The organism is Silanimonas sp. (assembly GCF_027530345.1).
Lineage (GTDB): Bacteria > Pseudomonadota > Gammaproteobacteria > Xanthomonadales > Xanthomonadaceae > Silanimonas.
This window is the reverse complement of the sequence record NZ_JAPZQK010000003.1, coordinates 130,144-155,063: the sequence shown is the minus strand read 5'-3', so window position 1 is coordinate 155,063 and position 24,920 is coordinate 130,144. Positions and strand designations below refer to the sequence as shown.

Sequence of the window (24,920 nt, the reverse complement as noted above, 5' to 3'; positions counted from 1 at the left end):
GGCGCGGCGACGAGGCCGCGCGCTGCTTACTTCTTCTTCGGGATGTAGAGGTCGGTGATGGTGCCTTCAGCCACTTCCGCCGCCATCGCGACCGTCTCGATCAGCGTCGGGTGCGGATGGATGGTGTGGCCGATGTCGCCCACCTCGGCGCCCATCTCGATGGCCAGAGCGATCTCGCCGATGAGGTCGCCTGCATTCGTGCCGACCACGCCGCCACCGATCACGCGATGCGTCTCGGCATCGAGGATGAGCTTCGTCGAGCCTTCGGTGCGCCCGTTGCCGATGGCGCGGCCCGAAGCCGCCCACGGGAACTTGCCGACCTCGATGGCGAGGCCCTTGGCCTTGGCTTCGGTCTCGGTGACACCAACCCACGCCACTTCCGGGTCGGTGTAGGCCACGGACGGAATGACGCGCGCGACCCACTCGCGCTTTTCACCCGCCGCGACTTCCGCGGCGAGCTTGCCTTCGTGCGTGGCCTTGTGGGCGAGCATCGGCTGCCCGACGAGATCGCCGATGGCGAAGATGTGCGGCAGGTTGGTGCGCATCTGGCGGTCGACCGGGATGAAGCCGCGCTCGGTCACCTGCACGCCGGCCTTCTCGGCGGCGAGCTTGGCGCCGTTCGGGCTGCGGCCCACCGAGACCAGCACGCGGTCGAACGCCGCGCTGCTCGGCGCTTTCTCGCCTTCGAGGCGCGCGTGCAGGCCGTCGGGCTTGGCGACGACCTCCGGCACCTTGGTATTGAGGTGCACGATGACGCCGCGGCTCTTGAGCAGGTCGGCCAGCGGCTTGACGAGGTCGAGGTCGGCGCCCGGCATCAGCTGCGGGCCGAGTTCCACCACGGTCACCGCACTGCCGAGGCCGGCATACACGCAGGCCATCTCGAGGCCGATGATGCCGCCGCCGACGACGAGCAAATTCTTGGGGATGTCGGCGAGCTGCAGTGCGTCGGTGGAATCCATCACGCGCGGGTCACCCCACGGGAAGCCCGGAAGCTTCACCGGCTGCGAGCCGGCGGCAATGATGGCCTTCTCGAAGGCGAGGCGCTGCGTGCCCTCGGCGCCGGCGATGTCGAGTTCATTCGGCGAGACGAAGCTCGCCGTGCCCTGCAGCACGCGCACCTTGCGCTGCTTGGCCATGCCGGCGAGGCCCTTGGTGAGCGTGCCGATCACCTTTTCCTTGTAGCCGCGCAGCTTGTCGACGTCGATCTTGGGCGCGCCGAAGCTCACGCCAACCGCGTCCATGTGCTTCGCTTCCTGGATGACGGCGGCGGTGTGCAGCAGCGCCTTCGAGGGAATGCAGCCGACGTTGAGGCAGACGCCGCCGAGCGTCGGGTAGCGCTCGATGAGGACCACATCGAGGCCGAGGTCGGCGGCGCGGAACGCGGCCGTGTAGCCGCCGGGGCCGGCACCGATCACGACCAGCTGGCAGCGGTGGTCGGCGGGCTTGCCGTCGCTGGACGCGGCTTTCGGGGCCGGTGCGGCAGCCGGCGTTGCCGCGGCGACGGGCGTCGGTGCAGGCGGGGCGGGCTTCGGTGCTGCGGCGGGCGTGGCGGCGGCACCGGCTTCGGCGACCTCCAGCGTCGCGATCACGTGGCCTTCGGAAACCTCGTCACCAAGCTTCACCTTGAGCGCGGTGATCACACCGGCGGCGGGCGACGGCACTTCCATCGTCGCCTTGTCGCTTTCGAGGGTGACGAGGCCCTGGTCCTTCTTCACCGTGTCGCCGGGCTTCACCAGAAGCTCGATGACGGGAATACCGGCGCTGCCGCCGATGTCGGGAACCTTGACGTCAATGCTGGCCATGCGTGTTCTCTCTTGAATCAGGCGCCGCGCAGAGCGGCATAAAGATCGGGACGGCGGTCGATGAGGTTTCGGACGCTGCCGCGCTCGCGGGCGCGCTTGAGCGCGGCGCCGTCGAGCTCGGCGACGATGAGCTGCGCCACGTTCGGCGTCGCGGCCTTCGCGACGCCGTCGGCGGCGAAGGCGCTGATGGCGTCATCGCAGGGCGTGAGCACGACCGACTCGGCGTATTGCTGGTCGAAATTCGCCACGCCGGGGCAGAAGCCGGTGTTTCCGGCGGTGACGACGTAGACCTGGTTTTCGACGGTGCGCGCCTGCGCACTGTGGCGAACGCGCAGATGACCGCCGCGCAGGTCGGTGCAATAGGGAATCGCGAACAGCCACGCGCCGGCGTCGACTTGTGCGCGGCCCAGCTCGGGGAATTCGCTGTCGTAGCAGATCTGCACGCCGACCTTGCCCACCGGCGTGTCGACCGGCGCGACATCGTGGGCGTCGCCGCCCTCGACCGCCCAGCTGCCGGCCTCGCTCGGGGTGATGTGCAATTTGTCGCGCCGCTGAAGCGCGCCGTCGGGCGTGGCGACCCAGCAGACGTTGCGCGGGCGACCGTCGATCCACGTCAGGTGCGTGCCGCCGACCAGCGTCAGGCGGTGCCGCTTCGCCAGATCCGACAAAAGCGCCGTCCAAGCCGGCGTGTGCGCGGAGAGCCGATCCAGCGCGTCGGCGGGCCCGAGCCGCGTCGGCTCGGCGCTGAGTAGCTGGCAGGTGATCAGCTCCGGCACCACCAGCAGCTCGACGCCGTAGTCGGCCGCCACGCGAACCCACTCGCCGAATTCGTTCGCGAAGTCGTCGAAGCCGCTGACGCGGCGCTGCGCCCACTGCAGCGCGCCGACCGTGGCGCGCGCCGGGATGGCGTCGGACCCGGGCGGCAGCGGGATCATCAGAGCAGCAGGCGGCGCAGGTCGCCCAGCGACTTCGCGAGGAAGCTGGTGAAGCGCGCGGCGTCGGCGCCGTCGATCACGCGGTGATCGTAGCTCAAGGACAGCGGAAGCATCAGGCGCGGCGCGAAGTCCTTGCCGTTCCACACGGGCTTGATGCTGCTGCGCGAGACGCCGAGGATCGCCACTTCCGGCGCGTTGATGATCGGCGTGAACGCGGTGCCGCCGATGCCGCCCAACGAGCTGATGGAGAAGCAGCCGCCCTGCATGTCCGCCGGGCCCAGCTTCTTGTCGCGCGCCTTCTTGCTGATCTCCCCCAACTCACGGGCGAGATCAAGAAGCCCCTTCTGGTCGCAGTCGCGGATCACCGGGACGACGAGGCCGTCTGGCGTGTCCACGGCGATGCCGATGTGGAAGTAGCGCTTGAGGACGAGATTGTCGCCGTCGAGCGAGGCGCTGAATTTCGGGAAGGCCTTCAGCGCGGCGACCGCGGCCTTGATCAGGAACACCAGCGGCGTGAGCTTCGTGTCCTTGCTCTCCTCGCCGAGCTGCTTGCGGAAGGCCTCCATCTCAGTGATGTCGGCGTCGTCGAACTGCGTGACGTGCGGGATCATCGCCCAGTTGCGGGCGAGGTTCTGTCCGGAGAGCTTCTGGATGCGCGAGAGCGGCTGCGTCTCGACCGGACCGAACTTGGCGAAGTCGACCTTCGGCCACGGGATCAGGTTCAAGCCACCACCACCGCCGCCAGCGCCGGCACTGGGCGCCGCCATCGGCACGCCTTCCGCCATCACCTTCTTGACGAAGGCCTGCACGTCTTCCTTGGCGATGCGGCCACCGCGGCCGCTGCCGGCCACCTTCGCGAGATCGACGCCAAGCTCGCGCGCGAACACGCGCACGGCCGGCGAGGCGTGCGGCACCTTGTCGGGCAGCAGCGATTCGGCGGTGAAGGCGATCGGCGGCGAGCTCGGCGGCAGCGCTTCCGGATCGACGCCCGGGGTGTTGGCCAAGGCCGGAGCGGGACCCGTGGCGACGGGTGCGGCGGCGACGGCCGGTGCGGGTGCGCGCTCCGCAACCGCGGCCGGCGCCGGTGCGGGCTTCGCGGCAGGAGCGGGCGCGGCCACCGGTGCGGCGGCGGGCGCGGACACGCTTTCCTCGACCTCGATGCGCGCCACGACGTGGCCTTCGCTCAGGGCATCGCCGAGCTTCACCGTGATCTCGCGGACGATGCCGGCGAAGGGCGACGGCACTTCCATCGTGGCCTTGTCGGATTCCAGCGTGACGAGGCCCTGGTCCTTTTTCACCCGGTCGCCCACCGAGACGAGCAATTCGATGACGGGAACGTCGCTGCTGTTGCCGAGGTCGGGCACCTTGGCGTCGCGGATATCGGCCATGTCCCCTCCGAGGGACGCAAACAAGACCCTCATTCTGGCCTCCGCGCCGATGGGGCGCCATCCCTGCCGGCTCCGGGCCGGCCTCGAGGAGCCCGCATACGTTTACAGCGCGGCCGATTCACGCCCCGGGGACGCGCCCTTGCCATCCCGAGGACAAACCCTCGGCGTTCGCTGCACTGCGACATGCGCAGTCTTGCGCTGCAACCGGTGACCCCGCCGTGCTGCCCCCTCGCCTTCCCAAGGATCTCCCCGATGCGTACCCCCCTCGCCCTCTCCTCGATCGCCCTCGCTGCCGCGCTGGCGTCCACCACCGTCTCCGCGCAAAGCTTTGCCGTCCGCGCCGGCTACGCCAACGTCAACCCGAAGTCGGACAACGGCCTGATCGCCGGCGCCCGGTCCTCCATCGACTCGAACAGCCGCTTCGTCGTCGGTGCCTCGTACTACCTCGATGATCAGTGGGAGCTCACCTTCGACGCCGGCGCCACCACGTTCAAGCACACGGTGAACCTCGCTGGCCTGGGTGACGTCGTCAGCCTGAAGCACCATCCGATCAGCCTCGGCGCCAACTGGCACTTCCTCGGCGGTGACGAGGGTGGCTTCAGCCCCTACGTGGGCCTCGGCTACAACTGGACCTCGCTGTCCGACGTCCGCGGCATCAATGCCCTGCGTGGCGCGCCGGTCGCGATCGACGACTCGAATGGCCTGACCGCGGCATTCGGCGCCGACTTCCTCGCCAGCGACACCTGGTTCCTGCGCGGCGAAGCCCGCTGGATCGATTTCGATGCCGACGTGACGCTGGGCGGTGCCGCCATCGGCACGGCAAACGTCGACCCCTGGGTGTATTCGCTGCAGGCCGGCCTGCGCTTCTGAGGTCGGGGCACGGGCCGGGCCGCAGGTCCCGGCCCGGCCTGCACGGCGGAACCCGCCGATCGTCATGCAAGGCACACGTCGCTCGGGCAGAATGCCGCCAGCTTCCTTGCGCCGAGCCCATGAGCCTCTCGCTCCACCTCCCAACGCCCTATCGGGCGTTCGCGGTCTTCGCCCTCGCGATCGCGACGACCCTGCTCTTCCTCGGAACGCGGGGCCTCTGGGACCCCGACGAGGGCCGCTTCTCGAACGTGGCGCTGCAGATCCTGCGGAGCGGCGACTGGATCAGCCTTTACCGGCACCACGAGACCCTGCATTTCACCAAGCCGCCGGTCACTTATTGGGCCATCGCGGCCAGTGTCTCGGCGCTGGGCTGGAACGAATGGGCGGTGCGCCTGCCCGGCGCGCTGGCCCATCTCGGCATCGTGGCGCTGCTGCTGCGCATCGGCCGGCATTTCGCCCCGCGGCGGCCGTGGCTGCCGGCGCTGGTGTATGCGACGTTTCCACTGACGATGCTGGCCAGCGGCCTGGTCACCACGGACACCCCGCTGGCGTTCGCGACCACGCTGGCGTTCGCCTGCTACGTCATCGCGCGTTTCGAGTCGCGGCCGCCCTGGATGCTCGGCATGTGGGCGGGCTTCGCGCTGGCCTTCATGACGAAGGGCCCGCCGGCGCTGATCGGCCTCGCGGCCGTGCTGGTGCTCCATGCCTTCGACCGACGCGACGCAGGGCTGCCGTCGCTGCGCATCGGCCGGGGACTGCCCCTGTTCCTCGTGCTGGGCTTCAGCTGGTACCTGGTGGTCGTGGTGAAGCACCCCGGCCTGCTCGATTACTTCATCCACCACGAGGTGGTGGACCGCGTCGCGTCCGACGTGCATGGCCGCCACCCCGAATGGTGGGGCGGCCTCTACGTCTACGGGCTCACCTTGGGTCTCGGGGCTTTGCCGTGGTGGCCGTGGGCCGTGGCCGCCTGGCGTCGCGATGGTGGACGTTGGCGGGACGCCACACCGACGACCCGCCTGCTGCTGGCGTGGCTCGGGGTCGGCCTGCTCGTCTTCATGCTCGCCCGCTCACGCCTGCCGCTTTACGTGCTTCCGCTCTTCGCACCGCTGGCTCTGCTGATTGGTCGTGCCCTCGAAGGAGCGCCGCTAGGACGCGCCCGCGTGGCGGCGGCGGCCGCCGTGTCGGCCATGATCCTGGGCTTGAAGGTGCTGCTGGCTTACCTGCCGCAGGTGGCGGAAGCCCTGCCGACACGCATGGCGGAACGCCTGCCGCTGCACAAGAACGCGCGGGAATGGGCCGAACAACTCGATGTCGTCGTGCCCTACCGCATCGAGGAAGTGGTTTTCGTCAACGACATGGCCCGCTACGGATTGCATCTGTACCTGCGCGCCGAGATCGAGAAGACCGATGTCGACGGCGATCTCGCCAGCAAGCCGATCTCGGACGCGGCGTTCGACGATGTACTGGCGCACGAACTCCGCGAGAAACCGTCGACCGGCCGGGTGTTCGTGATGCGCCCCGCGATGGCGGAGCGTTTCGAAGCCGAAGCGCGCGCCGCCGGAGCGATGCCGAAGCGGTTGGGCGCGGTGCGTGATCGCGTGGTCTACGCGCTCGCCTTTCCGGCCGCCCCCTAAAGCGGGCGGGACAACGCCTCGACGGCGTCGCCCTTGGCCGACTGGTACAGGGGTTCGACGAGGCGGCGCAGCATCGCCCGGTCGCGCGCCGGGAACACCCCGCTGCGGCGGCAACGGGCCAGCAGCAGGGCGTGGTCCTGGGCCCGACCCATCCGCTCCGCCAGTTCGGCGATGCCCGTCGTGCTGCGGTCGGTTTGCGGGGCGATGCGTGCCAGCGTGCTCTCCTGCTGGCGGAGCCGGCGCAGACGGCGGCGGAGGGTGTGCCAGGCTTCGGCATCTGCGCTGCCCCGGGCCTGCTTGAGTGCCTTGCGAAGGCGCTTGCGCGAGAGGGACTGCGCGGCCTCGACATCGGCGTCGCGCACCTGCGCCCACGGCAGGAGCGCCAGCCGCGACTGCGCCTGCCGCAGGCGTGAGCGTCGCCGCGCGAAATCCGGATCACGCGCCAAGGCCGTCGCCAGCCGTCGGGCCCGGACGACGGCAACGAAGGCGCAAAGCCGCTCGCATTCGATCGGGCCGATCACCGCATCGCGCGAGAGGTGGAGCAGCGCATCGCGCAGGGCATCGGCATCGCGAAGGGCGGAGAGTCCGCGGCACAGGCTGCGCAGCGATGCGTCGAGGCGTTTCACCGACGGCGTGGCGGAGAACGCGCCCCCCGCGAGTGCCAGCAAGGCGCGCACGCGGCGGATGGACTTCCGCGCCTGATGGATGCCTTGGTGGCGCTCTTCGCCGGGGCGCGCCAACTGGCGCGCCGCCCGCTCCAACTCCTGCTCGGCTTCCGCCTGAAGCAACGCCCCCAGACCCACGATCGCCCCACCACGACTTCGACGCGCTGCAGGCTAGCAGGCCGTCGGCGCGCGAAGGTTACAGCGCGGGCGGCGGGCTCAGCCGGCGCGCGACGCGCGACGCGCCTCGCGCTCCGCCTTCAGGTGGTCGCGCAGTTCGTCCGGCACGATGCGGCCGTCGCGATTGCGGTCGATGGTGGCGAACTGGCCGGCGAGACGTGGCGCGTCGGTGCCGATCTCGGCCAACGTCAGGCTGCGGTCGCCATCCGCGTCGAGGAAAATGAATCGCGCGCGCATCGCTTCGCGCTGGGCTTTCGCCAGGTCGCGGCGTGCCTCGGCCAAACGGGCGGCCTTGCGCAGTTCCTCCGGGGCGAGACGCTGGTCGCGATTGCGATCGATGCGCTCGAAGCGCTCGGCCAGACGGGGGACGGACGCGACTTCGCTGCGATCGAGCACACCGTCGCGATTGCGGTCGAGTTCGGCGAAGCGGCCGCCCGGCGTCGCGCCCGCTTCGGGGCGGACGGGGAGGGCGCTGGCGACGGACGCCGCCAACAGGGTGATCGCGAGGGCATACAGGAGAGGACGGGGCATGGCGGGACTCCTTCGGGTGGTGAGTCCTACAACGCGCCACGCGCGCGCCGGTTGACGTTCGGCCGGGGCCTGCTGGATCAGCGACGCGCCAACCAGCGCCCGCGGCGTCCGGCGGGCATGGCGCCGGGACCGAAGCTCCGCTCTTCGAACCACAGCCCGTCATCGCCCACCAGCACCACGGTGCTGGCCCGCGTGCCGTAGTCCGCGCCGCGGATGAAGGCCGCCGACAGCCGGCGCTCCCACTCGAGCCCCACGCCGGTGTCCGGCAGCAGGGCGTCCGGCGCTTCGTGCGGATCGGCGAGGGCGTCGAAGAGCGGTTCGAGCAGGTCGCCGCCTTCGCGCGGCGTGCGTCGATCGACCCCCGTCAGCCATCGTGTCATCGCCGCACGCAGCGCCTCGGTCTTCGGCCACGGCGTGTGGAGGTCCGCGTTCGAGAGCGCATGCACCCCGGGCGCCAGGGTCCGCGCACCGTGCGCGGGATGGTTTGACGCGTAGTGGGCTGCGCCATCCCACAGCAGCAGGTTGAAGCGGCCGAACGCTGACGTGTGCGGCTGCAGGGCTTCGAGGTAGGTGCTCGCCGTCGACGTTCCGACCACGAAGTCGGCCACCAGCGCGCCGCGGGAACGGGGCGACGATTCCGCGCGACCGAGGCGCACGTTGGTGACGGCGGCCACGCGACCGTCGCGCGCCACCTGCAGCCAGCCCCCGCCGGCCTGAAGGTCGCGGCCACCATAGGTGGCCTCATCCCCATCGAGGAAGCCCGCCGCCGCGGTCGGGCGCGCGTGGAACTCGTCGCGGTTGCCGGCAAGCACGAAGCGCCAGCGCGGATGCGCGTCGACGGCGACAGCGATCAGGCACATGCGCGTTCGCCCTCCGGGGCGCGCAAGGCCGCGGACAGCGCCGCCCAAGCGTCGGCTTTCTCCATCAACGAACGGGCGGCGTGCGCCGGGCTCGTCGAGGGCAGCCGCAGCACGCGCATCGCGGCAAGGCGCGAACCCAATGCCGGGGCCACGTGGCGATCGAACAGGCGCGCCGCGGCGCCGCCGTTCAAGGCGATGACACGAAGACCGACATGATTCGCCAGCAGACCGGTGATGTCGTTAACCGCGACGCTGGCCGGCGCGATGGCGCTGTCGAGGCTCCCCTCGCGCTCACATTCGGCGAGGACGTCCCACAGGGCGACGCCGGCCTCGCCGAGCGCAGCGAGACGCACCGCATACGGCGCCTGGGAGGGCACCGCGAACAGCGCCTGCATCAGCGGCCAGAAGGCGTTGCGCGGATGCGCGTAGTACTGCCCAGCGCGCAGCGAGGCGATCCCCGGCATCGACCCGAGTACGAGGGCCCGAGGACCGGGAGGAATCGCGGGTGGAAAGGAAGCAATGCGAGGCATGCCGCGAGCATAGCGGGGTGGCCCGCGGCGGGCGTCAGCGCGGCGTTCGCGCGGCGTCCTCGTGCCTGAGGGCATCGCGAACGCCGGCGGCCAAGCCAGGTTGGTCGGCGAACACCCCGGTAACCCCCGCCGCGGCCAGCTGGCGGACCAGCGCTTCCGGCGCCTGCTCGACGCCATCGGCATCGACGAAACGGTACGGCGGCTCCGCCCGCACGGTGTAGGCATGCACGGCGAAGCCGAGCCGGCGCGCTTCGGCCAACCACGGCGCCATCGAGGCACCCAGTCGCGGCCGAGGATCGGCCGCACCGGCGGGCGCCGGACTCGCCTGCACGAGGCTGGCGATCCACGGCCCGAGGCCATCGACGTCGCCGCGCAGGGCGGACAGCGCGGCCGGCGTCACCAGCTCGCCGTAATGCGTGGCGGCACCGAAGCCCGGCACCGTCGCCGCCAGCGCGCCGTAGCGCGCCGCGAGGTCGTCGCCCTTCGCGGCGAACCACACGAGGTCGTAGGGCTGGCCGAAGTTGGTCGTCGTCGGATCGCTTTGGCCAGAGGTGTCACCGATCAGGAACACCAGCGGCAACTCGACACCGGCCCTCGGCATCAGCGTGTGCCGCAGCCGGCGCAAGTTGTCGATCTCGAAGCTCTGGATGAACACCCGCGCCGGGTCGGTGAATGCCAGCGCCACCAGTGCATCGACCAGCATCGCGCTGGTGTCCATCGCGATGGGCGTGCCGTCGAGGTGCCGGCCTTCGTGCAGGAAAAAGGTGGGGTGCTTGGTTTCCGGGTAGATCCCGATCGGGCGGCCGAGGCGCTCGCCTTCGGCCTTGGCCAGCGCCACCACCTCCTCGAGGGTGGGAATGCCGAAGCGCCCGTCGTAGGCGGTGTTCGCCGCGCGCACGTCCGGCCGCGTCTCGCGAGCCCGCAGCTGGCGGATCTCGACCAGCGTGAAATCCTCGGCGAACCAGTCCTCGATCCACACGCCGTCGATCTTCTTGCGTGCTTTCCGGTCGGCGAACTCGGGCCGATCCGCGACATCGGTGCTGCCGGAGAGCGCGTTCTCGTGGCGGGCCACCAGCACGCCGTCGCGGGTGGGCACGAGGTCGGGTTCGATGAAATCGGCGCCCTGCGCGATCGCGAGCCGGTACGCCTCGAGCGTGTGCTCGGGGCGCTCGCCGGAGGCGCCGCGATGGGCGATCACGAGCAGCGGCGGCGTGGCGAAGGCGGGCATGGCCGCGAGCATAAGCGCGAACGCGGCGGACAAGGATCGGAGGGTGGCATTCATCCCGCCAGACTGCCCCGCCCGCGTGTCGCCGGCGTGACGCCCCGGTATCCTCGCCGCCATGCGGAAGATCGTGCACATCGACATGGATGCGTTCTATGCCTCGGTGGAGCAGCGCGACAATCCCGCCCTGCGCGGCAAGCCGGTGGTCGTGGCCTGGAAGGGCGCACGCTCGGTCGTCTGCGCCGCCAGCTACGAAGCCCGCAAGTTCGGCGTGCGCTCGGCGATGCCCGCCATCCGCGCCGAGCGGCTGTGCCCGCAGGCCGTCTTCGTGCCACCGGATTTCGCCTGCTACAAGGCGGTGTCGAAACACGTGCGCGAAATCCTCGAGCGCCACACCGACCTGATCGAACCCCTGTCGCTCGACGAGGCCTACCTCGACGTCAGCTGCAACAAACAGGGCCTCGCGACCGCCACCGAGGTGGCGCAGGCCATCCGCGCCAGCATCCGCGAGGAGCTGTCGCTCACGGCTTCGGCCGGAATCGCCCCGAACAAGTTCGTCGCCAAGATCGCCTCCGACCATCGCAAGCCCGACGGCCTGTTCGTCGTGCGCCCCGAGCGCGTGCTGTCCTTCCTCACGCCGCTGCCCGCCGCTCGGCTGCCCGGCGTCGGCCAGGTGATGGCCGAGAAGCTCGCCGCACTGGCCATCCACACCGTGGGCGAACTCCGCGCCGTGCCCACGCCCCTGCTGGTGCACAAGTTCGGACGCTGGGGCCTGAAGCTCGCCGAGCTCGCCCGCGGCATCGACGACGAACCGGTGGTGCCTTCGCGCGTGCGCCAGTCCATCTCGTCCGAGGACACCTTCAGCGAAGACCACTTCCTCGACGAGCTCGGCCCCACGATCACGCGGCTGGCTGAGCGCGTCTGGGCGCTGGCCCAGCGCGAACCGCGCCGCGCCCGCACCGTGCAGCTCAAGCTGAAGACCTCGGACTTCCAGACCCTCACCCGCAGCCTCAGCCCCGAGGCCATGCCCACCAGCGCGCAGTCGCTGGCCGAAGTGGCGTTGGCGCTGCGCGACCGCGTCGACCTGCCGCCGCGCACGCGCTTTCGGCTCGTGGGCGTGGGCCTCGCGCACTTCGACGACGCCGCCCCGTCGCCACAGGACGCGCTGTTCCGAGCCGACGCCGCCGTCGCGTCCGACTCGCCCCGCCCCTGCTAGTCTGCGGGGCCCGTCATCGCACTGGAATCGCCCATGCGCCTTCGCGCTGTTCCGCTGGCCCTCGGCCTTGCGTTCGTCACCGCCCTCCCCGCCTTTGCCCTCACCCCACCGGCCACGCCGGCGGTACAGCGCGAGGAAGTGGGCAACCGCATCAGCGAGAACATCCCCGCGCCGTCGGCCGAACTGCTCGAGCAGCTCAACCGCTACCAGAACACGCGCGGCGCCAACTTCGCCGGCTGGTCGGGCAACGACGCGATCCTCGTCACCACGCGCTTCGGCGAGACCAACCAGGTGCATGTCGTGCGCCAGCCGCTGGGCATGCGCGAGCAGCTCACGTTCTACCGCGAACCCACCGTCGCCGTGCAGGCGCAGCCGGCCCGCGGCGGCTTCGTGTTCGGCAAGGACGAGGGCGGTTCGGAGTTCTGGCAGCTCTACCGCTACGACCTCGCCACGCGTGAGGCCACGCGCATCACCGACGGGCAGCGTTCGCGCAACGAGTCGCCGCTGTGGTCGCACGACGGCACGCAGGTGGCCTTCACCAGCACCATGCGCAACGGCCGCGACAGCGACATCTGGGTGAAGACCGGCGATGCCCCGGCGCGCGTGGTGCTGCAGGAAGGCGGCACGTGGTTCGCCACCGACTTCTCGCGCGATGGCCGCAAGCTGCTCGTGACGCGGACCGTGTCGATCAACGAGAGCTATCCCGGCGAGCTCGACCTCGCCACCGGCAAGCTCACGATGTTCCCCGTCGATGGCGGCAAGGCGGCGTTCGGCCCCTTCCGCTACGCCCCGGACGGCAAGGGCGCCTACTACACCAGCGACGAGGGCACCGAGTTCCGCACCCTGCGTTACCACGCGCCGGGCATGGCGAAGCCCGTGATGCTGAGCGAAAACATCCCTTGGGACGTCACCGGCTTCGACATCGCCGACGACGGCAAGCACCTGGTGTTCGCCACCAACGAGGACGGCATCGGCAAGCTGCACCTGCGCACCCTGCCCGACCATCGTGAAGTCGCCCTACCCGAGCTGCCGGTCGGCGTGATCGGCGGCATCGCGTTCTCGCCTGACGGCACCCGCGTCGCGCTGACGCTGAACACGGCGACCTCGCCCAGCGACGTGCACGTGATCGACATTGCCGCGAAGTCCCTCACCCGCTGGACGCAGAGCGAGGTCGGCGGCCTCGACACCTCGCGCTTCGTCGCGCCAAGCCTGATCCGCTACGAGAGCTTCGACGGCCTGAGCGTGCCGGCCTTCTACTACCGCCCCGCTAACGTGCCTGCGGGCGAGAAGCTCCCGGTGGTGATCCAGATCCACGGCGGCCCGGAGGCGCAGGCCTTCCCGACCTTCAGCCCGAGCATCCAGTACCTCGTCAACGAGCTCGGCATCGCCGTGCTCGTCCCCAACGTGCGTGGCTCGTCGGGTTACGGGAAGTCCTACCTGCAGCTCGACAACGGCTTCAAGCGCAAGGACTCGGTGAAGGACATCGGCGCCCTGCTTGACTGGGTGGCGACGCAGCCCGAGCTCGACGCAGAACGCGTCGGCGTCTTCGGCGGCAGCTACGGCGGCTACATGGTTTTGGCCTCAATGGTCGACTACGCCGACCGCATCGCCGCCGGCGTGAACGTGGTGGGCATCTCCAACTTCGTCACCTTCCTCGAGGCGACCGAAAGCTACCGCCGCGATCTGCGGCGCGTGGAATACGGCGACGAGCGCGACCCCGCAATGCGCGCCTTCATGCAGGAGATCGCGCCGCTCAACAACGCCGCGAAGATCACCTCGCCACTGTTCGTCGCCCAAGGCGCCAACGACCCGCGCGTGCCACTCTCCGAGGCCGACCAGATCGTGAAGGCCGTTCGCGGCAACGGCCGCGACGTCTGGTACCTCGTGTTCAAGGACGAGGGCCACGGCTTCGCGAAGAAGAGCAACGCGGACTGGTTCAACGCCGCCACCGTGATGTTCTGGCAGCGGCATCTCTTGGCGGAGTAAGCGGCTTCAGTCGCCGGGCTCGATCCACGCGCGCGAGCGCTGGACGGCCCGGCGCCACCCGGCGACGATCCGCTCCCGATGTTCCATCGCCATCGCCGGCGCGAAGCGCCGGTCGCGCCGCCACAGCGCGGCGATCTCCGCGGTGTCGCGCCACACACCCACCGCCAGCCCGGCGAGGAAGGCGGCCCCCATCGCTGTCGTCTCGTTGACGGCCGGCCGCTCCACCGGCACGCCGAGCACATCGGCCTGGAACTGCATCAGGAAGCCGTTCGCCGCCGCGCCGCCATCGACCTTCAGCGTCGTGAGGGCGATGCCGGCGTCCTCCTGCATGGCGGCGAGCACGTCGTGGGCCTGCAGTCCGATCGATTCCAGCGTGGCGCGCACGAGGTGCGCACGGTTGCTCCCGCGCGTCAGGCCGAGCACAGTGCCACGCGCGTACATGTCCCAGTGCGGCGCACCGAGACCGACGAAGGCCGGCACCACGACCACGCCGCCGCTGTCGGGCACGGACAGCGCAAGGGCTTCCGAATCCTCGACGTGATCCAGCACGCGCAGTTCGTCGCGCAGCCACTGCATCGCGGCGCCGGCGACGAAGATGCTGCCTTCCAGCGCGTAGTCGACGCGGCCATCGAGGCCCCAGGCGACCGTGGTGAGCAGGCCGTGCTTCGAGGGCACGCGCCGCGTCCCGGTGTTCATCAGCATGAAGCAGCCGGTGCCGTAGGTGCTCTTGACCATCCCGGGTTCGAAGCACGACTGCCCGAACAAGGCCGCCTGCTGGTCGCCCGCGCAGCCGGCGATCGGGATCGCCACACCATCGAAGAGGGCGGCCTCCGTGTGGCCGAACACGCCGCTGGACGGGCGCACCTCGGGCAGCATCGCCGCGGGGATGTCGAGCGCGTCGAGCAGTGCCTCATCCCATCGAAGTGCGTCGATGTCGAACAGCATGGTGCGCGAGGCGTTGGAGACCTCCGTGGCATGCACCCGGCCGCCGGTGAGCTTCCACAGCAGCCAGGTGTCGACGGTGCCGAACAGCAGCTCGCCACGCCGCGCGCGCTCCCGCGCGCCGGGGTGCTGGTCGAGGATCCACTGCAGCTTGGTCGCCGAGAAATAGGCGTCGATGACGAGGCCGGTGCGCTCGCGCACGTGCGGCTCGAACCCGCGCGCCTTCAGCGCATCGCAGAGGCCGGCCGTGCGCCGGCACTGCCAGACGATGGCGTTGCCCAGCGGCTTGCCGGTGTCGCGCTCCCACACCAGCGTGGTCTCGCGCTGGTTGGTGAGGCCGATCGCGGCGACCTCCCCGGCACGCACGCCGGCCTTATCCAGCACGGCGCGGGCCACCCCGAGCTGGGTCTCCCACAGCGCGGCGGGATCGTGCTCGACCCAGCCCGGCTGCGGATAGATCTGCGGGAAGGGCTGCTGCGCCACGGCGACCACGCTCGCTGCGCGGTCGAACAGGATCGCGCGCGAACTGGTGGTGCCCTGGTCGAGGGCCAGCACATACCGCTTGTCCATCAGGGGTGCTCCTGGAAGTACTCGTCGAACTTGGCCTGCGCGTCCGGCCCGAACAGGATCTCGCAAGCGTCCATGAGGCCCTTCGCGGCGCGAATGTCCTCGCGACGTACGACGAGGGCGATCTTCGAGCGCCGGCGCAGGAAGTCCTCCAACTTGGTGATCATCTCCTGCTGCTTGGCAAGGCGGATCTCGCAGCGCAGGTAATCGGTGCCCTCGATCAACACCTCGGCCTGCCGAGGATCCTCACGGATGTCGGCCAGCAGTTCGAAGGCCTGCTGGTCGTAGCGCCGCCACAGTCGGCTGCTCAGGCGTTCGATGGAGGTCGGTGAGGTGTAGCTGTCGAGGTCCATCAGGCGCGCCTGGTGCAGGTACTCCTCGCGCACGCTGGAGTGTGGCTCGCCGTACCAGCGGTAGTCGGCATGCGGCAAGGCCACGCCCATCGCCGCGACGTGCTCCGCGATCTCATCGCCGACGTTGATGCAGTCGGTGAGCTTGCCGCCGAACACGCTCAGGTGCGCCGAAGCCGGATTCACGTCGATCTGGTGCCGGCGTGACATCTGCAGCCAATCGTCACCGTCGGCGGCCACGCCGTCCGTCTTCACCACCAGCGGCCGCACGCCGCAGCGCTCGGCAATGATGTCGTCGCGCGTCAGGGGCGTCTTGAGGTTCAGCCGCTTGTTGATGTTGTCCAGCACGAATTGCCGATCTTCATCAGTCACGGCGGCGTGCGGCGAGTCCACCCGCGTGTCGGTGGTGCCAACGCAGGTGCGCAGCCCCATCGGGATGGCGAAGAACAGACGGCCGTCGTCGGCGAAGAAGGTCAGGATGCGCCGGCTCGAGGTGATCCTCGGCACGACGAGGTGGATGCCCTTGGAGAACACGTGGCGGTGCGACGTGCGCTCGCCGGTCAGACCGTTGTGCGCATCGACGAAGGGCCCGGCGGCGTTCACCAGCACGGTCGAGCGGATCTCGAACTCCGCGCCGGACATCACGTCACGCGCCTGCGTCACCCACTCGCCGTCGGTCCGGCGTGCGCCCAGTGATTCAACGTAGTTGGCCGCGATGCAGCCCCGGTCCATCGCCGAGCGGACGAACTGGAAGACGAAGCGGGCGTCGTTGTCGTGCAGGTAGGCGTCGGAGTATTCAAGCCCGCCTGCGTAGCGCGCCGTGCCGACGACCGGCTCTTCGCGCTCGATCGTGGCTTTCGACAGCCATCGCGGCGGCGCGGTGCGGGCGTCGCCGAACAGCCAGTACAGCCAGGCACCAGCCCAGACCAGACGCGGCGGAAAGCGGAAGCCGCGATCGAGCGTCGAGAAGAAGCGGATGGGCAGCACCCGCGAGGGATAGGCGTCGAGCAGGCGATTGCGGCTCTTGCAGAGGTCGCGCACCAGCCCGAACTCGCGACTCTCCAGGTACTTGATGCCGCCCCAAGCAAGATTGCTCGAATGCTGGCTGGTGAAGCCCGCGAAATCGCGCTGGTCGATGAGGGCCACCGTCGCGCCCTTGCCCGAGAGCGCCGCGGCGGCCACGGCGCCGTTGATGCCGCCGCCGACCACCAGCACGTCGAAGCGGCGTGCGGCGAGCTTCCCGAGGTTGCTGCGGCGCAGCTGCATGCACGCTCCCTCGTGGCGACAGACCTCGTGGTCCGCCGCCAGTCTAGCGCTGGCGCCCCACGTCGACCGGCCGCGCCGCGCTGTATTCGGGTAACACGAGTTGGGCATCCCGACCCGCGGGATCCCGCGGGCTCCGATGGAACCGCGGCCCCGGGATCGCTCCTCGGTCCTCCAGCGGCCAAGGCTGGCAAGAACCGTCGCGGCAGGCCCAGTGCTCGCCGCGCGCCGCCATCACGTTGACGACAAACATCGGCACGTCCGCCAGGTGGGCCATGGTCGGCACGGGCGGCGACTGCCCGGGCAGGAGGCCGCCCACACGAGTCGGTGGTGCGCGCCGTGCGTGGTAGTTGCCCACCAGCACCACGAAGCGACGCTCCGGGTCGCGCGCGAAGGCCTCGCGCAATACCGCGGCCATCCGCGGGTTCCGCACGTTGGCGTCGCCACCGCCGCTGCCGGGATCGAAGGCAAGGACGCGGAGGTCTTCGCCGGCGGACCGTCGTTCCCGCACCGACTTGAGAAGCGTGAGCATGGCGACGCTGCGACGGCCATCGCTTCGCTCGGGTTCCACGGCCCAGTACGGGCCCGAAATCAGCGCGTCGCGCGCGGCGGCGTCCCCGGACGAGTCGAGGAAGGCGTCGATGCGCGACTGCTCGGTCGCGTGGATTTCCAGCGCCAGGGTCACGCCCTCGCCGGGCGCTCCGTGGGCTTGTCGCCAACGCAGGCCCACCAACTCGCCGGCCAGCGCGGGCGCTTCGTGGGTGCCGTGCAGTTCGCCAAGCACGACGATGCGCTCCTGCGACGCGCCGGCCGCGACCAGCGCCGCGGCCTCACGCACAGCTGAAGGCGCTGGAACGGCGGCGACCGTCGATAGCGACAGCAGCAAGCCGGAGACGAGGCCGACACATCGCCACACACGATGGTTGCTTTTCCACATGGTCGTCCCCCGCGATGGCCGTCGGCCGATGGGAGGGAACTGGTGCCGATCCACGCGGGGCGCAAGCCCCTCAGCCCACCCGCTCGAAGCTCAGGCCCGGCGTCGCGTCGACGGCAGGCGCCTCGTCGACGAGGTAATGGTCGACCAGCAGGAAGGCGAACAGGACCATCAGGTAGATGATCGAGTAGTTGAACACCCGCATCGGGTACATCGGGTCCGGCGGGTTGAACAGGCGCACGGCGTAGTAGAGGAACACGCCGCCCAGCACCAATGCACCGCCGAGGTAGAACAGCCCGCTCATGCCGCTGGCGAAAGGCAGCACCGTCACCGCGATCAGCAGCAGCGTGTAGAACAGGATCTGCCAGCGCGTGTACACCACGCCATGCGTCACCGGCAGCATCGGGATCATCGCCTTCGCGTAGTCGTCCTTGCGGAAGATCGCCAGCGCCCAGAAATGCGGCGGCGTCCAGACGAAGATGATCAGCACCAGCAGCAGGGCATGGTGGTAGTCGTGCGGCGCGTCGAACAGCGCGGCGAAGCCCGCGCCTTCCGGCCAGCCCTTCACCGCAGCCCAGCCGAGCAGCGGCGGCGCCGCACCGGCGAGCCCGCCGATGACGATGTTCTGAGGCGTCGCGCGCTTGAGGTAGCCGGTGTAGATGATCGCGTAGCCGATCAGCGAGGCGAAGGTCAGGGCCGCGGTGAGCGGGTTCACCCACAACGCGAGGATCAGCATCGACAGCGCGCCGAGCCCGATGGCAAAGCCCAGCACCTGGGCGGCGGTCAGCGAGCCGGTCGGCAGCGGCCGGTGCTGGGTGCGCGCCATCACCGCGTCGATGCGCTGGTCGAGCAGGTGGTTGATCGCCGCCGCGGAGGCCGCGGCCAGCCAGATGCCGAGCGAGCCCAACACCAGCGCGCGCCAGCCCGGCAGCTCGGGCGTGGCGAGGAACATGCCGATCACCGCGGTGAAGACGATCAGCGCCACGACGCGCGGCTTGGTGAGTTCCCAGTACTGGCTGGCGAGGTTGGCCATCGGCTCAGGCCTCGGGAGAGCGCAGTCGCGCCAGCAGGGTGACGACGGTGAACAGCATCAGCACGGCCACCAGCAGGTGCGCGGTCGCCACGTACAGCGGCAGACCCATCACCACGTTGGCGATGCCCAGCGCGACCTGCGCGCACAGCAACACCAGCAAGGTGATGCCGGAAGTGCGGAAGCCCGGTGCGAACGCGAGGCGGAAGCCGAGGAAGAGGAAGTACGCCGTCACCACCGCAGCCCCGATGCGGTGCGCGATCTGGATGGCCGCACGCGCCGAGGCGTCGAGCACGCCGCCTTCGTAATCCACGCCGATGCCGCGCCAGAGTACGAAGCCCTCGGCGAAGTCGGTCGAGGGCCACCACGCGCCCTTGCACTTCGGGAAATCGAGGCCGCAGGCCAGCGCCGCGTAATTCGACGCCACCCAGCCGCCCAACGCGATCTGGATGGCGAGCAAGACGAGGCCGATCCACATCAGTGTGCGCAAGCGCGGCGCATCGACGTGCACGCGCATCGCGTTCGGCGTGGTCCACCACGCCAGCACGGTGAGCAGGGAGAAGGTCGCGAGGCCGCCCATCAGGTGGCTCATCACGATGACCGGCTTCACCAGCCACACCACCGTCCACATGCCGAGCAGGGCCTGGAAGGTGACGAGCATCAGCAGGCCCACCGAAAGGCGCGTCACGCCATCGGCCCAGCGCACGATGCCGGACAGCCACACCGCCTGGCCCGCTGCGGCGAGGCCGAGCGCGAGCACGTGGTCCACCTTGATGTAGGCGAAGATCGCCGCCACCACCAGCGCCGCGCCGATGCCGACGGTGGCAACACCCTGCGGCTTGCGGCGCACGGCCAGCAGCGCGAGCACCAACACCAGCGTCCCCAGCGTCGCCGCCATGTGGCGATGCACCTGTTCCCACACCGCCTTGCTGACCTCGACGGCACGCTCGAAGTTGGCGTTGGCGTGGGCGATGTCCGCTTCCGTCGTGGGCCACGTCACCTTGCCGTAGCAGGTCGGCCAATCGGGGCAGCTCAGGCCGGCGTTGTTCAGGCGCGTGAAGCCGCCGAGGAAGATCACGCCGAAAGCGAGGATCACCGCCACCCAGGCGATGCGATGGAAGTGCCGCACGGGGATCATTCGGTCACCTTGAGCAGGCGCGCGAGGTCCTTGCGCAGGCCGGTCGGGTCGAAGCCGGGCGCATACCGCATCACGAGGAAGCCGTTGGGATCGATCAGGTACACCGCGAGGCTGCCGTCCACGTGGGAGGCGGGCAGTTTGGCACGGAGCGCCGGCGAGGCCGCCATCGGCAGGAAGGCCCGGTATTCCGGGGCCTGCGCCGGCACCTCGCCGAACCACAGCACCTGCACGCGGTCGGCGTGGCGGCCTTCCGAGATCCAGACGCGATACAGGGAGTCGCTGAGCTTCAGGCAGGGCTCGCCGCAGCCGTCCGGCGGCAGCACCACGACGCGCCACAGGCGCTTGTCAGCCTCCCACTCCGGATACGTGCTGCCATCCGCGCGGGTGAGGCCGAGCGTTCCGAGTTCGATGGGCGTGGCGAGCAGCTCGCCGGCGTTGCGCGTCGCGGTCGGGCGCCAGCCCGAATAGATCAGGTACAGCGCGATGCCGAACGAGGTGAAGAACAGCGCGACGACCAGCAGCAGGGTCGTACGGGAACGCAGGAGAGTGGTCATGGACGGCGTCGGAACTGGAGAAAGAGGGAAAGCAGCAACAGGCCGGCGGCGAAGCCGAACCACTGCAGCGCGTAGCCACGGTGCTTGTCAGGCGACAGGGTATTCGCCAGCAGGTCGAGGTCGCGTTCGTGGCCGAGCGCCGTGGCGGGATCCAGGCGCAGCACGGCGCCATCGAGCGCCTCGCCGGCCTCGCGCAGCACCGCGGGTTCGAGTCGGAGTGCCAGCCGGCCGCCGTCGGGGAGCACCGAGGCCGCGGGGCCGAGCGCCAGCCCCGCCGAGGGCGGCGGCACCAGCAGACCCTCGAGACGCATCGGGGCGGCAGGCATCGGGGCTTCGTCGGGCACGCGGCGGTCGGCCGGCAGCGGGCGCCAACCGATGTCCACCCAGAGACGCGGGCCATCGTCGAGCCGGAAGGCGCGGTACACCTGCACGCCGACCTGCGGCCCGCGGCGCTGGTTGTCGAGCCGCAGTGCGGGGATCGCCTCGAAGGCCCCCTCGACGGCGACCCACGCGGGCATGGCGGCCAAGGCGTCGGCCAAGGGTTTCGGCTGGCGCTCGGCGAGCACGCGCGCACTGTCGCCGAGCAGCGCCTCCTTCTCCGCCGCGCGGCCGGACTGCCAGAGCCCGGCGCGCACGAACGCGAGGCAAAGCCCCAGCGCGACGACCCACAGCAACGCGCGACGCAGCGCGGGTTTCACCCAACACTCCCATCAGGCGCGGATAATCCGCGCACGTCCCGTCTTTCAGGTCCGCCCGTGGAAAAGCTGCTGGTCATCGCGTTTCTCGCCGTCATCGTCTGGAACCTCTTCGCCGCGCTGTTCCACATGGTGTCGAAGCCGCAAGCCGACGGCCGGATGGTGCGCTCGCTGAGCTGGCGCATCGGCCTGTCGATCGCGCTTCTGGCCATCATGACTGCGGGGCACTTCCTGGGGTTCTGGCGTTTCCACGGCATCGGCCAGTAAGCGCCACCCAATCCCCTGAATGCGACAAGGCCGGCGCGAGCCGGCCTTGTGCATTTCCGCCGGAGGGCGGGATCAGAGCACGTAGACGAACAGGAACAGGCCGAGCCAGACCACGTCGACGAAGTGCCAGTACCAGGCGACCGCCTCGAAGCCGAAGTGCTTCTCGGGGGTGAAGTGGCCCTTCAGCACCCGGAACCACACCACCAGCAGCATGACCGTGCCGAGGAACACGTGCAGGCCGTGGAAGCCCGTCAGCATGTAGAACGTGGCCCCGTAGATGCCCGAGCTGATGCGAAGGTTCAGGTCGCCCCAAGCGTGGATGTACTCGTAGGCCTGCACGCCGAAGAAGCAGAAGCCGAGGAGGATGGTCGCACCGAGCCAGGTGAGAACCTTGCTGCGCTGGCCGACCACCATGGCGTGGTGGGCGATGGTCAGCGTCAGGCCCGAGGTGAGCAGGATGACGGTGTTGATCAGCGGCAGCCCGAAGGCCGGCAGCGTCTCGAAGGCGCCACCGATGGCCTCCGGGCCGTTGGCCGGCCATCCGGCGACGTAGCCGTTCCAGAGGAATTCGTTGGCGAGGCTGCCGTGGCCATCACCGGAGATCCACGGCAACGCGAAGGTCCGGACATAGAACAACGCGCCGAAGAACGCCGCGAAGAACATCACTTCCGAGAAGATGAACCAGATCATCCCCTGCCGGAACGAAATGTCGACTTGGCCGTTGTAGTTGCCACCCTCCGACTCGCGGATGACGTCGCCGAACCAGCCGAACAGCGTGTAGATCATCATCGCGATGCCGGCCATGAAGATCCAGAACGACATGTCGCTGCCGTTGAACCAGTTGATCAGGCCGATCATCAGCACGAACAGCGAGATCGAGCCGACGAACGGCCACTTGCTGTGGTGCGGGACGAAATAGACGTCGGCGTCGTGGTGGGCGGTGGCCATGGAAACCCCTAGCGATGCAGCAGTGGAATGGTGTCAGCGTGGCGCGAAGACCGGGGCCGATGCAACCGCGGGCACCGGGCCGGCGGCAGCGCGGGCGGTGGCCGCGTCGTTCTTGAAGAAGGTGTAGGACAGGGTGATCGTCTTGACCTCGGGCGGCAGCGCCGGGTCGACGATGAAGCGGACCGGCATGGTCTTGCTCTCGCCGGCATACAGCAGCTGCTCGGTGAAGCAAAAGCACTCGGTCTTGACGAAGTAGCCCGCCGCGACGACCGGCGCCACGGACGGGGCCGCATTGCCGACCACCGGCATCGCGTCGCGGTTGCCTGCGACGTAGTTCATCTCGTAGGCCTGGCCGGGCACGACGTCCATCGTCAGCACTTCGGGCTGGAAGGTCCACGGCAGCTTGGAGTTCACCGTGCCGTCGAACTCGATGCGCACGGTGCGGTTCGGATCGACCTGCATGCCGACGACGCGGTGTTCGCCGGCCGGGGTGTCCTCGAGCTTGATGCCGAAGACCTTCTCACAAGCGATCTCGTACAGCGGCACCAGCGCGAACGCGGCGACGAAGCAGCCCGCGGAGACGAGGGCGATGGTGCGGGCAGTGGCGGCGTTCGAACTCATGCGTTGGCCTCGGCCACGACCATGAACATCGCGTAGACGTAAAGCGCCGCCGCAACCCCGCCGAGCAGCCATGCCGTCCGCCGCACCGAGGTGCGGCGGGCCGGGGAGTCGTTGGGGTCGCGAGGGGCGTCCACGTCAGTCGCTCGTCAGGCTCAGTGCGCGACGTCGCCGTGCGACAGGTCTTCGTCGCGGATGACCGGCGGCTTGGTGAAGGTATGGTGCGGGGCCGGCGACGGCACCGTCCACTCGAGGCCCTTGGCACCTTCCCACACGCGGTCGGTCGCCTTGACGCCGCCGCGGGCGCACTTCCAGACGATGTACACGAACAGCAGCTGCATGAAGCCGAAGCCGAAGCCGCCGACCGACGACCACATGTTGAAGTCGGCGAAGGCCACGTTGTAATCCGGGATGCGGCGCGGCATGCCGGCCAGGCCCAGGAAGTGCTGCGGGAAGAACAGCAGGTTCACGAAGATCGTGCTGCCCCAGAAGTGCACCTTGCCGAGCGTCTCGTTGTACATGTAGCCGGTCCACTTCGGCAGCCAGTAGTACACGCCGGCCATGATGCCGAACACGGCGCCGGTCACCAGCACGTAGTGGAAGTGGGCCACCACGAAGTAGGTGTCGTGGTACTGGTAGTCGGCCGGCACCATCGCGAGCATCAGGCCCGAGAAGCCGCCGATCGTGAACATCACGACGAAGCCGAGCGCGAACAGCATCGGGGTTTCGAAGGTCATCGAACCGCGCCACATCGTCGTGACCCAGTTGAAGACCTTCACGCCCGTCGGGATGGCGATCAGCATCGTGGCGTACATGAAGTACAGCTCGGCGCCGAGCGGCATGCCGACCGTGAACATGTGGTGCGCCCAGACGATGAACGACAGGAAGGCGATCGAGGCAGTGGCGTACACCATCGCCTGGTAGCCGAACAGCGGCTTGCGGGCGAAGGTCGGGATGATCTCCGACACGATGCCGAAGGCCGGCAGGATCATGATGTAGACCTCGGGGTGCCCGAAGAACCAGAACACGTGCTGGTACAGGACCGGGTCACCGCCGCCGGCGGCATTGAAGAACGAGGTGCCGAAGAACTTGTCGGTGAGCAGCATCGTCACCGCACCGGCCAGCACCGGCATCACCGCGATCAGCAGGAACGCCGTGATCAGCCAGGTCCAGACGAAGATCGGCATCTTCAGCAGATCCATGCCCGGGGCGCGCATGTTGAGGATGGTGGCGATGATGTTGATCGCGCCCATGATCGAGCTGATGCCCATCAGGTGGATCGCGAAGATCGTGAACGCCACGTTCGAACCGCCCTGCAGCGACAGCGGCGGGTACAGCGTCCAACCACCGGCCGGGCTGCCCGAACCGATGCCGAAAGCCTGAAGCGCGAGCGGCATGAGCAGCAGCGCGAAGGCGAAGGGCATGATCCAGAAGGACCAGTTGTTCATGCGCGGCAGCGCCATGTCGGGCGCGCCGACCATGAGCGGGATCATCCAGTTGGCGAGGCCGACGAAGGCCGGCATCACCGCACCGAAGATCATGACCAGCGCATGCATCGTGGTCATCTGGTTGAAGAACGACGGGTCGACCAGCTGGAGGCCCGGCTGGAAGAGCTCGGCGCGGATGACGAGCGCCATCGAGCCGCCGACCAGGAACATGACCAGCGAGAAGACCAGGTAGAGCGTGCCAATGTCCTTGTGGTTCGTGGACATGAACCAGCGCTGGAAGAAGCTCTGCTGGTGGCCGTGGTCGTCGTGGTGCGTATCAGCGTGCGTGTTTGCCATGGCGGAATCTCTCT

General features: G+C 69.3%; 24 protein-coding genes. 5 read left to right on the top strand and 19 right to left on the bottom strand.

Annotated features, from left to right (window positions below; translation table 11 throughout):
- Positions 1 to 26: 26 nt before the first annotated feature.
- Genes lpdA through aceF form a run of 3 tightly spaced genes read right to left on the bottom strand, consistent with a single transcriptional unit; the run spans position 27 to position 4,125 of the window.
- Complete coding sequence (gene lpdA / locus O9255_RS01895; RefSeq protein ID WP_297865130.1) at positions 27 to 1,802, bottom strand: dihydrolipoyl dehydrogenase; 1,776 nt, start codon at positions 1,800 to 1,802, stop codon at positions 27 to 29.
- Between the two features lie 17 nt (positions 1,803 to 1,819).
- Positions 1,820 to 2,737 carry a carbon-nitrogen hydrolase family protein gene (locus O9255_RS01890; RefSeq protein ID WP_297865129.1) on the bottom strand — a complete coding sequence of 306 codons (918 nt, stop codon included), beginning with the start codon at positions 2,735 to 2,737 and terminating at the stop codon, positions 1,820 to 1,822.
- Entirely contained in the window at positions 2,737 to 4,125 is a 1,389-nt protein-coding gene (gene aceF, locus O9255_RS01885; RefSeq protein WP_297865128.1) for a dihydrolipoyllysine-residue acetyltransferase, read from the bottom strand. Before aceF ends, O9255_RS01890 begins: the two co-directional genes overlap by 1 nt.
- Before the next feature lie 252 nt (positions 4,126 to 4,377).
- On the opposite strand from aceF, the gene O9255_RS01880 reads away from it, so the two are divergent.
- A complete protein-coding gene (locus O9255_RS01880; RefSeq protein ID WP_297865127.1) occupies positions 4,378 to 4,995 on the top strand; it encodes an OmpW family outer membrane protein in 618 nt (205 codons plus the stop codon).
- 119 nt (positions 4,996 to 5,114) lie between these two features.
- Positions 5,115 to 6,629, top strand: a complete 1,515-nt coding sequence (locus tag O9255_RS01875; RefSeq protein WP_297865126.1) for a glycosyltransferase family 39 protein — start codon at positions 5,115 to 5,117, stop codon at positions 6,627 to 6,629.
- Here the strand turns inward: O9255_RS01875 and O9255_RS01870 are convergent.
- From O9255_RS01870 to O9255_RS01850, 5 genes are all read right to left on the bottom strand, one after another.
- Positions 6,626 to 7,432, bottom strand: a complete 807-nt coding sequence (locus O9255_RS01870; protein ID WP_297865125.1) for a CHAD domain-containing protein — start codon at positions 7,430 to 7,432, stop codon at positions 6,626 to 6,628. The genes O9255_RS01875 and O9255_RS01870 overlap by 4 nt on opposite strands.
- A 78-nt stretch (positions 7,433 to 7,510) precedes the next feature.
- Positions 7,511 to 8,002 (bottom strand): hypothetical protein, encoded by a 492-nt coding sequence (locus tag O9255_RS01865; protein WP_297865124.1) that lies wholly within the window; start codon positions 8,000 to 8,002, stop codon positions 7,511 to 7,513.
- Between the two features lie 77 nt (positions 8,003 to 8,079).
- Positions 8,080 to 8,862 (bottom strand): NRDE family protein, encoded by a 783-nt coding sequence (locus O9255_RS01860; RefSeq protein ID WP_297865123.1) that lies wholly within the window; start codon positions 8,860 to 8,862, stop codon positions 8,080 to 8,082.
- Positions 8,853 to 9,392: a DNA-deoxyinosine glycosylase gene (locus O9255_RS01855; RefSeq protein ID WP_297865122.1), complete on the bottom strand. Its 540-nt coding sequence runs from the start codon at positions 9,390 to 9,392 to the stop codon at positions 8,853 to 8,855. Before O9255_RS01855 ends, O9255_RS01860 begins: the two co-directional genes overlap by 10 nt.
- A 34-nt stretch (positions 9,393 to 9,426) precedes the next feature.
- Positions 9,427 to 10,620: a glycerophosphodiester phosphodiesterase family protein gene (locus tag O9255_RS01850; protein ID WP_297865121.1), complete on the bottom strand. Its 1,194-nt coding sequence runs from the start codon at positions 10,618 to 10,620 to the stop codon at positions 9,427 to 9,429.
- Positions 10,621 to 10,732: 112 nt separating this feature from the next.
- Here O9255_RS01850 and dinB point away from each other — a divergent pair, with 112 nt between their 5' ends.
- Together dinB and O9255_RS01840 are read left to right on the top strand one after the other, a co-directional pair.
- Positions 10,733 to 11,830, top strand: coding sequence for a DNA polymerase IV (gene dinB / locus O9255_RS01845; RefSeq protein ID WP_297865120.1), 1,098 nt, complete (start codon positions 10,733 to 10,735; stop codon positions 11,828 to 11,830).
- Positions 11,831 to 11,863: 33 nt separating this feature from the next.
- The gene (locus O9255_RS01840) at positions 11,864 to 13,816 is read left to right on the top strand and encodes a S9 family peptidase (protein WP_297865119.1); all 1,953 of its coding nucleotides are present in this window, start codon (positions 11,864 to 11,866) and stop codon (positions 13,814 to 13,816) included.
- A gap of 6 nt (positions 13,817 to 13,822) precedes the next feature.
- Here O9255_RS01840 and glpK read toward each other — a convergent pair whose 3' ends face one another.
- The 7 genes from glpK to O9255_RS01805 all read right to left on the bottom strand — a co-directional run bounded on the left by glpK (position 13,823) and on the right by O9255_RS01805 (position 21,292).
- The gene (gene glpK, locus O9255_RS01835) at positions 13,823 to 15,328 is read right to left on the bottom strand and encodes a glycerol kinase GlpK (RefSeq protein WP_297865118.1); all 1,506 of its coding nucleotides are present in this window, start codon (positions 15,326 to 15,328) and stop codon (positions 13,823 to 13,825) included.
- Entirely contained in the window at positions 15,328 to 16,941 is a 1,614-nt protein-coding gene (locus tag O9255_RS01830) for an FAD-dependent oxidoreductase (protein ID WP_297865117.1), read from the bottom strand. The genes glpK and O9255_RS01830 overlap by 1 nt, the downstream gene beginning before the upstream one ends.
- Positions 16,942 to 16,984: 43 nt before the next feature.
- Positions 16,985 to 17,776, bottom strand: a complete 792-nt coding sequence (locus O9255_RS01825) for a hypothetical protein (RefSeq protein WP_297865116.1) — start codon at positions 17,774 to 17,776, stop codon at positions 16,985 to 16,987.
- 169 nt (positions 17,777 to 17,945) lie between these two features.
- Positions 17,946 to 18,905 carry a heme o synthase gene (gene cyoE / locus O9255_RS01820; protein WP_297865115.1) on the bottom strand — a complete coding sequence of 320 codons (960 nt, stop codon included), beginning with the start codon at positions 18,903 to 18,905 and terminating at the stop codon, positions 17,946 to 17,948.
- A gap of 4 nt (positions 18,906 to 18,909) precedes the next feature.
- Entirely contained in the window at positions 18,910 to 20,040 is a 1,131-nt protein-coding gene (locus tag O9255_RS01815) for a COX15/CtaA family protein (RefSeq protein ID WP_297865114.1), read from the bottom strand.
- Entirely contained in the window at positions 20,037 to 20,594 is a 558-nt protein-coding gene (locus tag O9255_RS01810; protein ID WP_297865113.1) for a hypothetical protein, read from the bottom strand. Before O9255_RS01810 ends, O9255_RS01815 begins: the two co-directional genes overlap by 4 nt.
- Entirely contained in the window at positions 20,591 to 21,292 is a 702-nt protein-coding gene (locus tag O9255_RS01805) for an SURF1 family protein (protein WP_297865112.1), read from the bottom strand. The genes O9255_RS01810 and O9255_RS01805 overlap by 4 nt, the downstream gene beginning before the upstream one ends.
- Before the next feature lie 57 nt (positions 21,293 to 21,349).
- On the opposite strand from O9255_RS01805, the gene O9255_RS01800 reads away from it, so the two are divergent.
- On the top strand, positions 21,350 to 21,556 hold the full coding sequence (locus tag O9255_RS01800; protein WP_297865111.1) for a DUF2909 domain-containing protein: 207 nt from the start codon (positions 21,350 to 21,352) through the stop codon (positions 21,554 to 21,556).
- A gap of 72 nt (positions 21,557 to 21,628) precedes the next feature.
- On the opposite strand, the gene O9255_RS01795 is transcribed toward O9255_RS01800, so the two are convergent.
- The 4 genes from O9255_RS01795 to ctaD are packed head-to-tail and all read right to left on the bottom strand — an operon-like array spanning position 21,629 to position 24,906.
- Positions 21,629 to 22,504: a cytochrome c oxidase subunit 3 gene (locus tag O9255_RS01795; protein WP_297865110.1), complete on the bottom strand. Its 876-nt coding sequence runs from the start codon at positions 22,502 to 22,504 to the stop codon at positions 21,629 to 21,631.
- 33 nt (positions 22,505 to 22,537) lie between these two features.
- Positions 22,538 to 23,125, bottom strand: coding sequence for a cytochrome c oxidase assembly protein (locus tag O9255_RS01790; RefSeq protein WP_297865109.1), 588 nt, complete (start codon positions 23,123 to 23,125; stop codon positions 22,538 to 22,540).
- The gene (locus tag O9255_RS01785) at positions 23,122 to 23,259 is read right to left on the bottom strand and encodes a hypothetical protein (protein WP_297865108.1); all 138 of its coding nucleotides are present in this window, start codon (positions 23,257 to 23,259) and stop codon (positions 23,122 to 23,124) included. The genes O9255_RS01790 and O9255_RS01785 overlap by 4 nt, the downstream gene beginning before the upstream one ends.
- A gap of 18 nt (positions 23,260 to 23,277) precedes the next feature.
- On the bottom strand, positions 23,278 to 24,906 hold the full coding sequence (gene ctaD, locus O9255_RS01780) for a cytochrome c oxidase subunit I (RefSeq protein WP_297865107.1): 1,629 nt from the start codon (positions 24,904 to 24,906) through the stop codon (positions 23,278 to 23,280).
- Positions 24,907 to 24,920: the final 14 nt, after the last annotated feature.

What these genes read in the sequence shown, in the direction of transcription:
- O9255_RS01830 (WP_297865117.1), bottom strand. Translation starts at nt 16,941, where the DNA reads ATGCAGCTGCGCCGCAGCAACCTCGGGAAGCTCGCCGCACGCCGCTTC.
- O9255_RS01790 (WP_297865109.1), bottom strand. Translation starts at nt 23,125, where the DNA reads ATGAGTTCGAACGCCGCCACTGCCCGCACCATCGCCCTCGTCTCCGCG.
- O9255_RS01875 (WP_297865126.1), top strand. Translation starts at nt 5,115, where the DNA reads ATGAGCCTCTCGCTCCACCTCCCAACGCCCTATCGGGCGTTCGCGGTC.
- O9255_RS01860 (WP_297865123.1), bottom strand. Translation starts at nt 8,862, where the DNA reads ATGTGCCTGATCGCTGTCGCCGTCGACGCGCATCCGCGCTGGCGCTTC.
- O9255_RS01850 (WP_297865121.1), bottom strand. Translation starts at nt 10,620, where the DNA reads ATGCCCGCCTTCGCCACGCCGCCGCTGCTCGTGATCGCCCATCGCGGC.
- aceF (WP_297865128.1), bottom strand. Translation starts at nt 4,125, where the DNA reads ATGGCCGATATCCGCGACGCCAAGGTGCCCGACCTCGGCAACAGCAGC.
- cyoE (WP_297865115.1), bottom strand. Translation starts at nt 18,905, where the DNA reads ATGGCCAACCTCGCCAGCCAGTACTGGGAACTCACCAAGCCGCGCGTC.
- O9255_RS01880 (WP_297865127.1), top strand. Translation starts at nt 4,378, where the DNA reads ATGCGTACCCCCCTCGCCCTCTCCTCGATCGCCCTCGCTGCCGCGCTG.
- O9255_RS01855 (WP_297865122.1), bottom strand. Translation starts at nt 9,392, where the DNA reads ATGCCTCGCATTGCTTCCTTTCCACCCGCGATTCCTCCCGGTCCTCGG.
- ctaD (WP_297865107.1), bottom strand. Translation starts at nt 24,906, where the DNA reads ATGGCAAACACGCACGCTGATACGCACCACGACGACCACGGCCACCAG.
- O9255_RS01795 (WP_297865110.1), bottom strand. Translation starts at nt 22,504, where the DNA reads ATGGCCACCGCCCACCACGACGCCGACGTCTATTTCGTCCCGCACCAC.
- glpK (WP_297865118.1), bottom strand. Translation starts at nt 15,328, where the DNA reads ATGGACAAGCGGTATGTGCTGGCCCTCGACCAGGGCACCACCAGTTCG.
- O9255_RS01865 (WP_297865124.1), bottom strand. Translation starts at nt 8,002, where the DNA reads ATGCCCCGTCCTCTCCTGTATGCCCTCGCGATCACCCTGTTGGCGGCG.
- O9255_RS01840 (WP_297865119.1), top strand. Translation starts at nt 11,864, where the DNA reads ATGCGCCTTCGCGCTGTTCCGCTGGCCCTCGGCCTTGCGTTCGTCACC.
- dinB (WP_297865120.1), top strand. Translation starts at nt 10,733, where the DNA reads ATGCGGAAGATCGTGCACATCGACATGGATGCGTTCTATGCCTCGGTG.
- O9255_RS01890 (WP_297865129.1), bottom strand. Translation starts at nt 2,737, where the DNA reads ATGATCCCGCTGCCGCCCGGGTCCGACGCCATCCCGGCGCGCGCCACG.
- O9255_RS01810 (WP_297865113.1), bottom strand. Translation starts at nt 20,594, where the DNA reads ATGACCACTCTCCTGCGTTCCCGTACGACCCTGCTGCTGGTCGTCGCG.
- O9255_RS01815 (WP_297865114.1), bottom strand. Translation starts at nt 20,040, where the DNA reads ATGATCCCCGTGCGGCACTTCCATCGCATCGCCTGGGTGGCGGTGATC.
- lpdA (WP_297865130.1), bottom strand. Translation starts at nt 1,802, where the DNA reads ATGGCCAGCATTGACGTCAAGGTTCCCGACATCGGCGGCAGCGCCGGT.